This is a genomic window from Pseudomonas sp. MWU13-2862 (genome assembly GCF_023242495.1).
GTDB lineage: Bacteria > Pseudomonadota > Gammaproteobacteria > Pseudomonadales > Pseudomonadaceae > Aquipseudomonas > Aquipseudomonas gingeri_D.
This window is the reverse complement of sequence record NZ_JALMEZ010000007.1, coordinates 24,109-40,279: the sequence shown is the minus strand read 5'-3', so window position 1 is coordinate 40,279 and position 16,171 is coordinate 24,109. Positions and strand designations below refer to the sequence as shown.

At 65.8% G+C, this 16,171-nt stretch carries 1 protein-coding gene; it reads left to right on the top strand.

The window, feature by feature from the left end:
• The first annotated feature begins 29 nt into the window (after window positions 1–29).
• Entirely contained in the window at window positions 30–16,169 is a 16,140-nt protein-coding gene (locus M5C56_RS14270; RefSeq protein WP_248766929.1) for a non-ribosomal peptide synthase/polyketide synthase, read from the top strand.
• Window positions 16,170–16,171 lie beyond the last annotated feature (2 nt).

Here is a 16,171-nt window from a genome sequence, read left to right as displayed (position 1 = left end):
CCACTGATTCTGCAAACAGGTGCTCCGAAATGGATTCGTCGACCGACAAGCTGTCCGCGCAAGCCTGCGCGTCCCACGAACTGGCCTCGGTCCAGCAGGGCATCTGGCTCGATCAGATCGCACACCCTGATCTGCCCTACTACAACATCGGCATGTCCCTGGAGATCAAGGGCGAAGTCAACATCCCGTTGTTCGAGAAGGCCATTGAAATGGTCGCCAACCGCAATGACACCCTGCGCCTGAGCTTCAGCCACGAGGGTGGCACCGGCCGTCAGCGGGTCCTGCCCGAGGTCAAGGTCAAGCTGGAAGTGGTGGAGTTCTCCGAGGCCGACGACGATGCCGGACTGGCCATGGCCTACCTGCGCGATGCCTTCCGTCAACCCTTCGAATCGCTGACCGGACAACTCTGGGAAGCGCGCCTGGTGCGTTGCGGGCCGCAGCGCCATTACTGGCTCAACCGCTACCACCACCTGGTGACCGACGGTATCGGCGTGGCCTTGATCGGCCATGCCGTGGGCGCCGCCTACAACGGTCTGCTGGCCGGCAACGAAGAGGTTGCCGAAGGCCATTCCTACCTGTCGTTCCTTGAAGAGGACCGGGCTTACCTGCAGTCCTCGCGCTACGAGCGCGACCGCCAGTTCTGGCAGGACACCTACGCGCAATTGCCACCGTCGCTGCTGCAACGCCGGGCCGACTTCAAGGCCGGCAAAGCCAACGAACTGGCCCCCAGCGAGCAGGTCCAGGCCATGCTGCCGCGTGCCCTGTACAACGCCCTGACGCAGTTCGCCAGCGAACGCAGCCTGTCGGTGGCCCATGTGCTGATCAGCGTCGTCAGCACCTATTTCTGCCGCACCGTGGGCGTCGATGAAATCGTCATCGGCATGCCCGTGCACAACCGCACCACCGCTCGCCAGAAAGCCACCGCCGGGATGTTCTCCTCGGTCAGCCCGATTCGCCTGGCGGTGGATCCCCAGGGCTCGCTGCTGGACCTGATGAACGCCGCCGGCGGGCAACTGCGCCGCTGCTACCGCCACCAGCGCTTCCCCATCGCCGAGCTCAACCGCACCCTGCGCCTGGCGCAGAGCGGACGCCGGCAACTGTTCGACGTTTCGCTGTCGTTCGAAAGCCTGGACGGCGACGATCAGTTCGGTGGCACCTCATCGCGGGTGATCACCATGGACAACGGCTACGAGCAGACGCCGATGGCGATCTTTGTCCGCGACTACCACCCGTTCGAAGACGTCCACCTCGACTTCAACTTCAACACCGCCTATTACAGCCTCGAAGAAGCCCAGCGCCTGCAACAGCGCATGTTCGCGATGCTCGAAGCGGTGCTGGAACAGCATGACACGCCGGTGGCGCACTTTCCGCTGATGGCCGAAGATGAACGCCAGCGCCTGCAGGTGGAATTCAACGCCACCGCCCGCGAGTATCCCCGCGATGTGCTGATCCACCAGTTGATCGAACAGCAGGCCGCCCAACGTCCGGACGCCTGCGCCGTACGCGGCGATGGCGGGCCCTTGCTCAGCTACGCGCAACTCAACCGCCGGGCCAACCAGCTCGCCCATCGCCTGATCGAGCTGGGCGTGGAGCCGGACAGCCGGGTGGCCGTCAGCCTGCGCCGTGGCCCGGAAATGGTCGTCGCGCTGCTGGGGATTCTCAAGGCCGGCGGCGCCTATGTACCGATCGATCCGGACCTGCCGAGCGCCCGCCAGGCCTACATGCTGGGCGACAGCACCCCGCGCGCGGTGCTCACCACCCATGAATTGCTCGACGGCCTGGCATCCTTGAACGTGCCGGTGCTGGTGCTCGACGATACCAACGACAGCGCGCAACTGGCCGCGCAACCCGCCTACAACCCGGACACCCAGGCCCTCGGCCTGCTGCCGACGCACCTGGCCTACGTGCTCTACACCTCGGGTTCCACCGGCACGCCGAAAGGGGTGATGAACGAACACCTGGGCGTGGTCAACCGCCTGCTCTGGGCCCGCGACGAATATGCCGTCGACGCCAATGACCGGGTACTGCAAAAAACCCCGTTCGGTTTCGACGTGTCGGTCTGGGAGTTCTTCCTGCCGCTGCTCGCCGGTGCCGAACTGGTCATGGCCCGCCCGGGCGGCCACCAGGAGCCGGACTACCTGGCCCAGGTGATGCGCGACAACCGCATCACCTTGCTGCACTTCGTGCCGTCGATGCTCGACCTGTTCCTCGAACACCGCGCGGCCCGTGATTTCCCTACCCTGCGTCGGGTGCTGTGCAGCGGCGAAGCCCTGCCCCGTGGCCTGCAACGGCGCTTCGAACAACAACTGCCGGGGGTCGAGCTGCATAACCTGTATGGCCCGACCGAAGCGGCCATCGACGTTACCGCCTGGCAGTGCCGTCCCACCGATCCGGGCGAAAGCGTGCCGATCGGCCGGCCGATTGCCAATATCCAGATGCATGTGCTGGATGCCCTGGGCCAGGTGCAGCCCCTGGGCGTGGCCGGGGAACTGCATATCGGCGGCATCGGTGTCGCCCGCGGTTACCTGAACCAGCCGGAACTGAGCGCCGAACGTTTTGTCGCCGACCCGTTTTCCAGCGATCCGCAGGCACGCCTGTACAAGACCGGCGACCTCGGTCGCTGGCTGGCCAACGGTGCCCTGGAGTACCTGGGCCGCAATGACTTCCAGGTGAAAATTCGCGGCCTGCGTATCGAGATCGGCGAAGTCGAAGCCGCCCTGGCCCTGTGTGCCGGTGTTCGTGAAGTGGTGGTGATGGCCCGCGAGGACGATCCGAGCCAACCGGACAGCAAACGCCTGGTCGCCTATCTGTGCGGCGAACCGGCACCGGCCGAACAACTGCGGGTCGAATTGCTCAAGCACCTGCCCGAGTACATGGTGCCCAGTGCCTTTGTGCACCTGGACAACCTGCCACTCACCTCCAACGGCAAGCTCGACCGCCGCGCCCTGCCCGCCCCTGGCGTGGAATCCCTGGCCAGCAAGGCCTATGAAGCACCGCAAGGCAATACCGAAGTCGCCATCGCCGAACTCTGGAAAAGCCTGCTCGGCCTGGATCAGGTCGGTCGTCACGACGGCTTCCTCGAACTGGGCGGCCACTCGCTGCTCACCGTGCAACTGCAAGCCCGCCTGCACCAGGACCTTGGCGTCGAGATCGACTTGCGCACCCTGTTCGGCCTGACGTCCCTGCGCAGCCTGGCCGAGTGCGTGGACCAGGCGGTCCGGTCGTCGGTCCAGACCATTGAAGCGGTCTCCCGCGACCAGGATCTGCCATTGTCCCTGGCCCAGCAACGCCTGTGGTTCCTCGACCAGCTGGACCATGCCGCCAGTGTCGCCTATCACATGCCGGCGGCCCTGCGCCTGCGTGGCCAGCTCGACCGCAATGCCTTGCAGCATGCCCTGGACCGCATTGTCGCCCGTCACGAAAGCCTGCGTACCACCTTCGAACGCCACGAAGGTGAAGTCCGCCAGCGCTTCGCCGCCCCTGATATCGGCTTTGCCCTGGGTGAGCACGACCTGCGTCTGCTGCCCGACGCAAGCCGCGAACAGGAGGTCGAGCAACTGACCCGGACCGAGGCCCTCAAGCCTTTCGACCTGAGCCAGGGCCCACTGATTCGCGGGCACCTGCTGCAGCTGGCCGAAGACGAGCATATCCTGCTGGTCACCCAGCACCACATCGTCTCCGATGGCTGGTCGGTGGCCGTACTGATCGGCGAGTTCAACCGCCTGTATGCCGCCTTCAGCCAGGGCCTCGATGACCCATTGCCGCCGCTGGCCCTGCAATACGCCGACTACGCGGTCTGGCAACAACAGCACCTGCAAGGCGAACGCCTGCAAACCCAGACCCGTTTCTGGAGCGAGCACCTCGGCGGCGCACCAGGCCTGCTGGAGCTGCCCACCGATCACCCACGGCCACAGGTGCAAAGTTACCTCGGCGCCACCCTGGCACTGGAACTGCCGACGGGGCTGAGTGCCAGGCTGCGCCTGTTCAGCCAGCAGCAGGGCCTGACCCCGTTCATGACCCTGCTGGCGGCCTGGTCGATCCTGCTGTCACGCCTGAGCAACCAGGCGCAAGTGGTCGTCGGTACCCCGGTGGCCAACCGTCCGCGCCAGGAAACCGAGGCGCTGATCGGCTTCTTCGTCAACACCCTGGCCCTGCGCGTCGACGTCCAGGCCGACAGTCGCGTCGACCAGTTGCTGGCGCAGATCAAGGCCACCACCCTCGACGCCTACAGCCATCAGGACCTGCCGTTCGAGCAGGTGGTCGAAGCCCTGCAACCGGAGCGCAGCCTTGGCCACAGTCCGTTGTTCCAGGCCATGCTGGTGCTCGGCAACACCCCCCGTGACCAGGCCCTGGCCCTGCCCGGCCTGGCACTGACCCCACTGCCCCAGGTCACCGGCACCACCCAGTTCGACCTGAGCCTGTCGCTCAACGACGACGGTGAAAGCATTCACGGCCAGTTCGAATACGCCACCGATCTGTTCGACGAAAGCACCATCGCCCGCTGGAGCCGTCATCTGCTGCACCTGCTTGACGCCCTGCTCGAGGATGCCTCGCAACCGCTGGCAAGCCTGCCATTGCTGGATCACCAACAGCGCCGCGAACTGCTCGGCAATTTCAACCCGGCCCTGGTGCCGTTCCCTGAAGGCCTGCTGTTGCAGGAAGTTTTCGAACAGCAGGTCAAGGCACGTCCCGAGGCGATTGCCGTTCAGGCCGAAGGTATCGCCCTCAGCTATGCCCAACTCAACGCCCGGGCCAACCGTATCGCCCATCGCCTGATCGCCGCCGGCCTGAACCCGGATGAGCGCGTGGCCCTGCTGGTGGAACGCAGCCCGGAAATGATCGTCGGTATCCTCGCCATCCTCAAGGCCGGCGGCGCCTACGTGCCGCTCGACCCGAACTACCCGCAGGACCGCCTGCAACACATGCTCGACGACAGTTCTCCACGGGTACTGTTGAGCCAGGGCAACCTGGCCGAACAGCTGCCGCCGCTGTCGATCCCCCAGCTGCGGCTGGAAGACACCCCGGGCAACGACGCCAACCCGCGGATCAGTGGCCTGACCTCACGGCACCTGGCCTATGTGATGTACACCTCCGGCTCCACCGGCAAGCCGAAAGGGGTCATGCTCGAACACCGTTCGGTGTGCAACCAGATCGGTGCCCTGCAAGAGCGCTACGGCCTCAATCCGCAGGACCGCGTCCTGCAATTCGCCACCATGACCTTCGACATGTCGGTGGAAGAAATCTTCGGCGCGCTGCTGTCCGGTGCCACCCTGGTGCTGCGCAGCGATGCCTGGATCGCCGGCACCGCGGCCTTTGCCGCCCTGTGCGAGCAGTACGCGATCACCGTGGCCAACCTGCCGACGGTGTTCTGGCAACAGGTCAGCCGCGACGCCGATGTGGCGCTGCCGACCTCCCTGCGCCAATTCATGATCGGCGGCGAAGCCGTGGGCAAGCAGGCCGTGGCCCAGTGGTTCGAACGTGAGGGCCATCGCCCGGCACTGTTCAACGCCTATGGTCCGACCGAAGCCACGGTCAACGCCTCGATCCGCCTGATGGAGCGTGACAACGAAGATTTCCGCTCCATCGGCAAGCCGGTGCGCAATACCCAATTGCATGTACTGGATGCCGCCGGCCAGCTGGCGCCGCTGGGTGTGGCCGGAGAACTGCATATCGGTGGCGTGGGCGTGGCCCGTGGCTATCTCAACCGTGCCGAACTGAGTGCCGAGCGCTTTATCGCCGACCCGTTCACCACCGACCCCGACGCCCGCCTGTACAAGACCGGCGACCTTGGTCGCTGGCGCGCCGATGGCACCCTGGAATACCTGGGCCGTAACGACGACCAGGTGAAGATTCGTGGTTTCCGTGTCGAACTGGGTGAAATCGAAGCCGTGCTCGCCGCCTGCGCCGGTGTCCGCGAAGCCGTGGTGGTGGCCCGGGAAAGCAAACCCGGCCAGTCCGACAGCAAACGCCTGATCGCCTACCTGTGCGGTGAACCGGTAGCGGTTGAACAACTGCGTGCCGCCTTGCTCGAAGCCCTGCCGGATTACATGGTGCCGAGTGCCTATGTGCACCTGGAAGCCATGCCCTTGACGCCCAACGGCAAGCTGGACCGTCTGTCCCTGCCCGCGCCGGGACAGGACGCCTTCGCCAGCCGTGCCTACGAGGCACCGCGCGGCGAGATCGAACAGATTGTCGCGGCTGTCTGGCAGGACCTGCTGGGCATCGAGCAGGTCGGCCGTCATGACCGTTTCTTCGAGCTCGGCGGCCACTCGCTATTGGCCGTCAGCCTGATCGACCGCCTGCGCCAGCACGGTCTCAACGCCAGCGTGCGCACCGTGTTCACCGCCCCCAGCGTGCGGGAAATGGCCCAGGCCATCAGCCGCGACGGCCAGGCCCTGTTCCAGGCCCCGGCCAACCGTATCCCGGCCGATTGCGCCCGGTTGACCCCGGAGATGTTGCCGCTGGTGGCACTGAGCGCCGCCCAGTTGGAACGGATCGTCGCCGCCGTTCCCGGGGGTGCCGCCAATATCCAGGACATCTACCCGCTGGCGCCACTGCAGCAAGGCATCCTCTTCCATCACTTGCTGGGCCACGAGGGCGACGCCTACCTGGTGCGCTCACTGATCGAGTTTGATGATCGCCAGCGCCTCGATACCTTTATCGAAGCCTTGCAAACAGTGATCGACCGTCATGACATCCTGCGCAGCGCAGTGCACTGGGTCGGCCAGCCCCAAGCGGTGCAAGTGGTCCATCGCCGGGCCCAACTGCCGATCCAGACCCTCACCCTGACACCGGACGAAGACCCGCGCCGCCAGCTGGAGCGCCTGAGCGATCCACGCCACTTGCGCCTGGACCTGCAACAGGCACCGCTGATGCGTGCCTGCATCGCCCGCGATCCGCACTCCGAGCGCTGGCTGCTGGCCCTGCTCGACCACCATATGATCAGCGACCACGTGTCCCTCGGGATCGTGCTCGAGGAAATCCGCGCCCTGATGCTGGGTCAGGCAACCGAGCTGCCGGCCCCGCAACCCTATCGCGAGTTTGTCGCGCAGATCCTCGCCACGCCGGCCGAGGTCCACGAAGCCTACTTCAGCCGCCGTCTGGCCACTGTCGATGAGCCTACCGCGCCATTTGGCATACTGGATGTCCAGGGCGACGGTGCCCGGGTAACGGAAACCAGCGTGCGCCTCGATCCGGCCCTGAGCCACAAGGTCCGCGCCCGTGCGCAAGCCGCCGGGGTTACACCGGCAGTGTTGTTCCATATTGCCTGGGCCCAGGTGCTCGGACGCTGCACCGACCGCGAAGATGTGGTGTTCGGCACCGTGGTCGCCGGGCGTCTGCAGGGCTCGGCCGGGGCTGATCGCGCCCTCGGGGTGTTTATCAATACCCTGCCGGTGCGGGTGCAACTGGCCCAGCTCGGTGTCGCCGCGCTGGTGGACGAGACTTATCGCGACCTCAGTGAAATGCTGGTCCACGAACAGGCCTCCCTGGCCCTGGCCCAACGTTGCAGCGGGGTGGCCGCAGGCCTGCCGCTGTTCACCAGCCTGTTCAACTATCGTCATTCGAGCGATGGCGGCTCCCTGGCCAACCAGGATCAGGTACTGGCCTGGGACGGCGTGCGCTTCCTGAGCAACGAAGCGCGCACCAACTACCCGATTGAAGTGGCGGTTGCGGATGAGGGTGTCGATTTCTCCCTGACCGCCCAGGCCATCGAAGGCATCGACCCGCACCGTATCGCCGCCTATCTTGGTCAGGCCGTTGCCGAGCTGGTCGAGGCGCTTGAGCAAGACCCGGCACGTCTGGCCAGCAGCCTGGACGTCGTGCCCGAAGCCGAGCGGCAACTGCTGCTCAACAGCTTCAACAACACCGCTACCGCGTTTGCCCCCGCAGAGCCGATCCATGCCCTGTTCGAAACCCAGGTCCGCGCTAACCCCGAGGCCGTGGCCCTGGTCTGTGAAGACCGCCAACTGAGCTATCGCCAGCTCAACCGTCGTGCCAACCACCTGGCCCGGCAACTGCTGGCCCTCGGTGTACGGCCGGACGAACGCGTGGCCATCTGCGCCGAACGCAGCCTGGACATGATTGTCGGCCTGCTGGGTGTGCTCAAGGCCGGTGCGGCCTATGTACCCATCGACCCGGCGCACCCTGCCGACCGCATGGCCTTCATGCTGCAGGACAGCCAGCCGCGGGCGCTGTTGACTCAGACAGCGCTCACGCTACCGGCTGGCGATACGCCGCTGTTGCTGCTCGATACCGCCGAGTCGCTACGTGCCACTGACGATGAGGCTTTCGATGCCAACCCGACGGTTCCAGGCCTGACGCCGGAAAACCTGGCCTATGTCATCTACACCTCCGGTTCCACCGGCCAGTCCAAGGGCGTGATGGTCGAGCACCGTTCGGTGTTCAACTTCTGGAACGTGCTGACCCGCACCACCCACCAGCATTGCCCGACGCCAGCTACCGTGGCGCTTAACGCCGGGTTCTTCTTCGACATGTCGATCAAGGGCATCTCGCAGCTGTTCTCCGGCCACAAGCTGGTGATCATCCCGCAACTGATCCGCGCCAGTGGCGGCGAGCTGCTGGACTTCCTTGAACAGCACCGGGTGCATGCCTTCGACTCGACCCCGTCGCAGCTCGATACCCTGCTCTCCGCCGGCCTGCTGGAACGCAGCAGCTACCAGCCGATCAGCGTGCTGCTGGGTGGCGAAGCGATCAACGCCAGCACCTGGGAAAAGCTGCGCAACTGCCCGACCATCCGCTTCTACAACATGTACGGCCCGACCGAATGCACGGTCGACGCCACCATCGACCTGATCCGTGACCTCGGTGAAAAACCGAGCATCGGCCGGCCGATTGCCAATGTCCAGGTGTATGTCCTCGATGCCCGTGGCGAACCCGCACCGCTGGGCGTGGCCGGGGAAATCCATATCGGCGGTGCCGGTGTGGCCCGTGGTTACCTCAATCGCGACGAACTGAGCGCGGAACGTTTTATCGCCGACCGTTTCTCCGACGCCCCGCATGCCCGCCTCTACAAAACCGGTGACCTTGGCCGCTGGCTGGCCGACGGCACCCTGGAGTACCTGGGCCGTAACGACTTCCAGGTGAAGATCCGCGGTTTTCGTATCGAACTGGGTGAAATCGAAAATGTGCTGCTGAACTGTGCCGGCGTCACCGAGGCCGTGGTCATCGCCCGAGAAGACCAGCGCCTGGTGGCCTACCTGTGCGGCAAGCCGGCGTCCGCCGAACAGCTGCGCAGCGAGCTGCTCAAACACCTGCCCGAGTACATGGTGCCGAGCGCCTTCGTCCATCTGGACGCCCTGCCGCTGACCGCCAACGGCAAGCTCGACCGCCGCGCCCTGCCCGCTCCTGGCCTGGAATCCCTGGCCAGCAAGATCTACGAGGCACCGCAAGGCGACACTGAAGTCGCCATCGCCGGGATCTGGAAAAGCCTGCTCGGCCTGGATCAGGTCGGCCGTCACGACGGCTTCCTCGAACTCGGCGGCCACTCGCTGCTCACCGTGCAACTGCAAGCCCGCCTGCACCAGGACCTCAGGGCCGAGATCGATCTGCGCAGCCTGTTCGGCCTGAGTTCCCTGCAAGCCCTGGCCGAGTGCGTGGACCAGGCGGCCCAGTCGCGGGTCCAGCCGATTGAAGCGGTATCCCGCAACCAGGACCTGCCACTGTCCCTGGCCCAGCAACGCCTGTGGTTCCTCGACCAGCTGGACCATGCCGCCAGCGTCGCCTACCACATGCCGGCCTCCCTGCGCCTGCGTGGCCAGCTCGACCGCACCGCCTTGCAACGTGCCCTGGACCGCATCGTCGCCCGGCATGAAAGCCTGCGCACGACCTTCGAACGGCAGGACGGCAAAGTCCGTCAGCGCTTCGCCGCTGAAGACATCGGCTTTACCCTGGCCGAGCACGACCTCCGCGCCCTGGCAGGCGAAGCCCGTGAACTGGCGGTCGAACAACTGGGCCAGGCCGAAGTCCACGCAGCCTTCGACCTGAACCAGGGTCCGCTGGTCCGCGGACGCCTGCTGCAACTGGCCGAAGACGAGCATATCCTGCTGGTCACCCAGCACCATATCGTCTCCGATGGCTGGTCCGTGGCGGTGCTGATCGGCGAGTTCAACCGCCTGTATAGCGCCTTCAGCCAGGGTCTCGACGATCCGCTGCCACCGCTGGCCCTGCAATACGCCGACTATGCCAACTGGCAACAACAGCACCTGCAAGGCGAACGCCTGCAGGCCCAGACCCGTTTCTGGAGCGAACACCTGAGCGGTGCGCCCGGCCTGCTGGAACTGCCGAGCGATCATCCACGGCCACACGTGCAGAGTTATATCGGTGCGACCTTGCCGCTGGAACTCCCCGTTGCACTGAGTGCCAAGCTGCGCCAGTTCAGCCAGCAACAGGGCCTGACCCCGTTCATGACCCTGCTGGGGGCCTGGTCGATCCTGCTGTCGCGCTTGAGCAACCAGGCGCAAGTCGTGGTCGGTACTCCGGTGGCCAACCGCCCACGCCAGGAAACCGAAGCGCTGATCGGCTTCTTCGTCAACACCCTGGCCCTGCGGGTCGATGTCCAGGCCCACCACCGCGTCGACCAGTTGCTGGCGCAGATCAAGGCCACCACCCTCGACGCCTACAGCCATCAGGACTTGCCTTTCGAACAGGTGGTCGAAGCCCTGCAACCGGAGCGCAGCCTGGGCCATAGCCCGCTGTTCCAGGCGATGCTGGTGCTCGGCAATACCCCTCACGACCAGGTTCTGGCCCTGCCCGGCCTGGAACTGACCCCACTACCTCAAGTCACCGGCACCACCCAGTTCGACCTGAGCCTGTCGCTCAACGACGACGGTGAAAGCATCCGTGGCCAGTTCGAATACGCCACCGATCTGTTCGACGAAAGCACCATCGTCCGCTGGAGCCGCCATCTGCTGCACCTGCTCGACGCCCTGCTCGGCGATGCCGGACAACCGCTGGCGAGCCTGCCATGGCTCGACGCAGATCAACGCGAGCAACTGCTGACGACCTTCAATCCAGCGCAAACGCCCCTGGACGAACAGCCGCAGCGTCTGCCCCAGCGTGTCTTCGAGGCCCAGGCGGCACTCACCCCGCACGCGGTGGCACTGGTCTGCGCCGGACAAACCCTCGATTACGCCGAGCTCAATGCCCGGGCCAACCGTATCGCCCACCGCCTGATCGCTCTCGGCGTGCGCCCTGACGACACCGTCGGCCTTTGCGTCCGCCGCAGTCCGGAGATGGTCATCGGCCTGCTCGGTATCCTCAAGGCCGGTGCTGCCTACGTGCCACTGGACCCGCAATACCCGGCGCAACGCCTGGCCCATATGCTCGCCGACAGCGCGCCACGGGCCCTGGTGTTCCAGCAAGGGCTGGACGAACTGCCGCTGCCCGCGGGCCTGGCGACCCTTGAACTGAACGACCCGACGCTGCTCGACGTAGCGGATCACAACCCGCAGGTGCCGGCGCTGAACTTCAGCCATCTGGCCTATGTGATCTACACCTCGGGCTCCACCGGCCTGCCCAAGGGCGTGATGGTCGAACATCGCGGCCTGCGCAACCTGCTCGACTGGTACCTCGAGGACCTGGCGCTGCATGCCGGGGACGCAGTGCTGCTGGCCTCCTCCTACAACTTCGACCTGACCCAGAAGAATATCCTTGCGCCGCTGATGGTCGGCGCGGCGCTGCACCTGGCCGAGGAACCGTTCAACCCCGCGGCCATCGTCGCGCAGATCGCCGAGGCCGGCGTCACCCACATCAACCTGTCACCGAGTGCCTTCCACGCCCTGGTGGACGCTGACCCACAACAGGCCCTGGCCTGCCTGAAACGCGTGGTCCTGGGGGGCGAGCCGATCCAGATCGCCATGCTGGAAAAACTCGCCCTGCCACGCCCGGCGGTGATCAACAGCTACGGCCCCACCGAGTGCAGCGACGTTGTCGCCTGGCACACGGCGGACACGGACCTGGCGACCTACCAGGAGCGTTCGATCCCGATTGGCCGGCCGATCCGTAATATGCAACTGCATGTGCTGGACAACCACGGTCAATTGCTGCCCGTGGGGGTCCGTGGCGAGATCCATATCGGCGGCGTCGGCGTTGCCCGCGGCTACCTCAATCTGCCGCAACTGAGTGCCGAGCGTTTTATCAGCGACCCGTTCTCCGCACTGGCCAACGCCCGCCTGTACAAGACCGGCGACGTCGGCCGCTGGCTGCCCGACGGCACCCTGGAATACCTCGGGCGCAATGACGACCAGGTGAAGATCCGTGGCCTGCGGGTCGAACTGGGGGAAATCGAGGCGGCCCTCGCCGCCCTGCCAGGTGTTCGCGAGGCGGCAGTCATTGCCCGCGAGCAGCAGGCCGGACAAGCCGACAGCAAGCGCCTGATCGCCTACCTCTGTGGCGAACCGGCCAGCGCCGAGCAATTGCGCGCCGAATTGCTGACCCGCCTGCCCAGCCATATGGTGCCGAGCGCCTTTGTGGTGCTGGATGTCCTGCCCTTGACCGCCAACGGCAAGCTCGACCGTCGGGCCCTGCCGGAGCCGGGCCAGGACGCCTACGCCAGCCGTACCTACGAGGCCCCTCAGGGCCCCGTGGAACAAGTTATCGCCACGATCTGGGAGCAATTGCTCGGTCTGGAACGTGTCGGTCGCCATGACGGTTTCTTCGAGCTCGGCGGCCACTCGCTGATGGCCGTCAGCCTGATCGAACGCCTGCGCGAACAAGGCCTGAACGCCGATGTGCGGCGGGTCTTCAGTGCCCCGAGCCTGCGCGAGCTGGCCCTGGCCGTGGGCCAGGCCAGTGAAGCGCTGTTCCAGGCACCGGCCAACCGGATTCCGGTCGATTGCACCCAACTGACCCCGGACATGCTGCCGCTGGTGACCCTGAACACCACGCAATTGGAGCGGATCGTTGCCGCCGTACCCGGCGGGGCCGCCAATATCCAGGATATCTACCCGCTGGCACCGCTGCAGGAAGGCATTCTCTTCCATCATCTGCTCGGCCATGAAGGTGACGCCTATCTGGTGCGTTCGATGCTCGAGTTCGACGACCGCCAGCACCTCGACGCCTTTATCAACGCCTTGCAGAAGGTGATCGACCGCCATGACATCCTGCGCACGGCCGTGCACTGGGATGGCCTGCCCCAGGCGGTGCAAGTGGTGCAACGCCTGGCGCGCCTGCCGGTGCACAGTGTCACCCTCGACAGCGACAAGGACCCGCTGGAGCAGTTGCGCAACCTCAACGATCCACGGCAACTGCGCCTGGACCTGCGTCAGGCGCCGCTGATGCGTGCCTGTATCGCCCGCGATCCGCACTCCGAGCGCTGGTTGCTGGCGTTGCTCAACCACCATATGGCCAGCGACCATGTGACCCTGGAAATCGTCCTGGAAGAAATCCACGCGATCCTCCACGGACAGGGCGACAGCCTGCCGGTGCCACAACCCTATCGCGACTTTATCGCCCAGACCCAGGCCACTCCGGCTGAAGTCCATGAAGCCTACTTCCGCCGCCGCCTGGCCGATGTCGATACACCGACCGCGCCGTTCGACCTGCTGGAAGTCCAGGGCGACGGCAACCACATCGAAGAAGCCGAGGTGCACCTGAGCAGCGAGCTCAGCCGGCGTATCCGGGCCCAGGCCCGCGAACGCGGAATGACCCCGGCGGTGCTGTTCCATGTAGCCTGGGCCCAGGTCCTGGCCCGCTGCACCGGCCGCGACGACGTGGTCTTCGGCACCGTGGTCGCCGGTCGCCTGCAAGGTTCGGCGGGTGCCGAACGGGCCCTCGGAGTCTTTATCAATACCCTGCCGGTGCGGGTGCAACTGGCCGCGCAAGGGGCCCATGAGCTGGTCCTGGCGACTCACCGCGACCTCGGCGAGCTGCTTGCCCACGAACAGGCATCCCTGGCCCTGGCCCAACGTTGCAGTGGCGTGGCCAAGGCCCTGCCGCTGTTCACCAGCCTGCTCAACTACCGCCACCAGAGCGATGACAGCCAGTTGCAATGGCCGGGCATGCGCATGCTCGACAGCGCCGAGCGGACCAACTACCCGCTGACCCTGTCGGTCAACGACTACGGCGACGACCTCGGCCTGTTGGTGCAAAGCGTGCGGCCGGTGGACCCGCAACGCCTCTGCGCCCTGATGCAGCGTGCCCTGGAGCAACTGACCCAGGCGCTGATGTACACGCCGAAAATCCCCCTCACGCAACTCGATGTGCTGCCGCCCGCGGAGCGCACCCTGTTGCTCGAAACCTTCAACCAGAATCGCCTGGACTACCCGACGGACGCCTGCATCCAGCAACTGTTCGAAGAGCAGGTGTGCTGGACGCCGGAAGCCATCGCCCTGGTCGATGCCCAGGGCAGCCTCGACTATGCCGGACTCAATGCCCGCGCCAACCACCTGGCCCAACAGCTGATCGCGGCCGGCACCCAGCCAGGTGACCTGATCGCCATCTGTGTCGAACGCGGCGCGGCGATGATCGTCAGCATCCTCGCCATTCTCAAGGCCGGTGCCGCCTATGTGCCGCTGGACCCGACCTACCCGACCGAACGCCTCGTCGCGATTGTCGAGGATGCCCAACCGCGCTTGCTGCTGGCCGATCCGCTCGGACGCGCGGCGGTGGGCGAACTGACTGGCACGACCCGCTACCTGGCGCTCGAACAGGCCGATACGCTGACGCCGGCAGCCAACCTGGAAAATCCACGGTTCGCCGCCGGCGCCCTGACCTCGGCGCACCTGGCCTATGTGATCTACACCTCCGGCTCCACCGGCAAGCCCAAGGGCGTGATGATCGAGCACCGCAACCTGGTGTCCTCGACTTTGGCCCGCTGCGCCGTCTACGCACCGAACGAAGACCGGCGCTTCCTGCTGCTCTCCTCGATTGCCTTCGACAGCTCGGTGGCGGGGATTTTCGGTACCCTGGTCAGCGGCGGCACCTTGTGCATCCCGGATGCCGAGACCGCCCGCGATCCCGAAGCCGTTGCCCGCTTCATCGATGCCAAGGCGATTACCACCCTGCTCTGCGTGCCGTCCCTGGGCCGCCTGGTGCTGGGCAGCCTGGCCAGCGGCAAGGGTCACGCCAGCCTGCGCGAGATGATTGTCGCCGGCGAAGCCTGCCCGCCGCTGCTGGTGCAGGAATGCGCCAGCTTCGAACCGGCCATCACCCTGTACAACGAATACGGTCCCACCGAAGGCACGGTCTGGGCCACGGTGCACCGCTGCTCCGGTGATGAACAGGGCACGGTGCCGATCGGCCAGGCCATTCCCAATACCCGCCTGTACCTGCTCGATCCGCAAGGCCAGCCGGTGCCCCTGGGGGTTTCGGGTGAGCTGTATATCGGTGGCGAAGGGATTGCCCGTGGCTACCTGAACCGGCCGCAATTGAACGCCGAGCACTTCCTCGCCGACCCGTTCGGCCTCAGCGACGACGCACGGATGTACCGCACCGGCGACCTGGTGCGGATGCGTCCCGACGGGGTGCTCGAGTTCCTCGGCCGTAACGACCAGCAGGTGAAGATCCGCGGCTTCCGTATCGAACCCGGTGAAATCGAAGCGCTGATGCTGACCCTGCCGGGTGTCCGCGAGGCGGCGGTGATCGCTCGCGAGGATGTTCCGGGCAGCACCCGTCTGGTGGCCTATCTGAGCGTCGAGCCGCACCTGGCCGGACGCAATGCCAGCCATACATTGCGGCCTTACCTCAGCTCGCAACTGCCGGACTACATGGTGCCGTCGGCCTTCGTGCTGGTCGAGCAACTGCCGCTGAGCCCCAACGGCAAGCTCGACCGTCGCGCCCTGCCGGCCCCTGCCGCCGAAGACTTCGCCCACCGCGAGTACGAAGCGCCCAACGATGAGACCGAAACCCTGCTGGCGGCGATCTGGGCCGACCTGCTGGGCCTCGAACGCATCGGCCGGCATGACGACTTCTTCGAACTCGGCGGCCATTCGCTGCTGGCGGTGCAGGTCACTCTCCGGGCCCGCGAGACCTTCGGTGTCGAAGTGCCCCTGAGGGGCCTGTTCGAACACCCGTCGCTGCAGGCCCTGGCCGACCTGGTCACCACCCTGCAACTGGCGCAGTACGAGTCGGACGAACTGCTGGACCTGCAACAAGAAATGGCTTCGCTGTCTGAAAGCGAACTGCTCGCTATCGTCTCCAAGGATGCTTGATA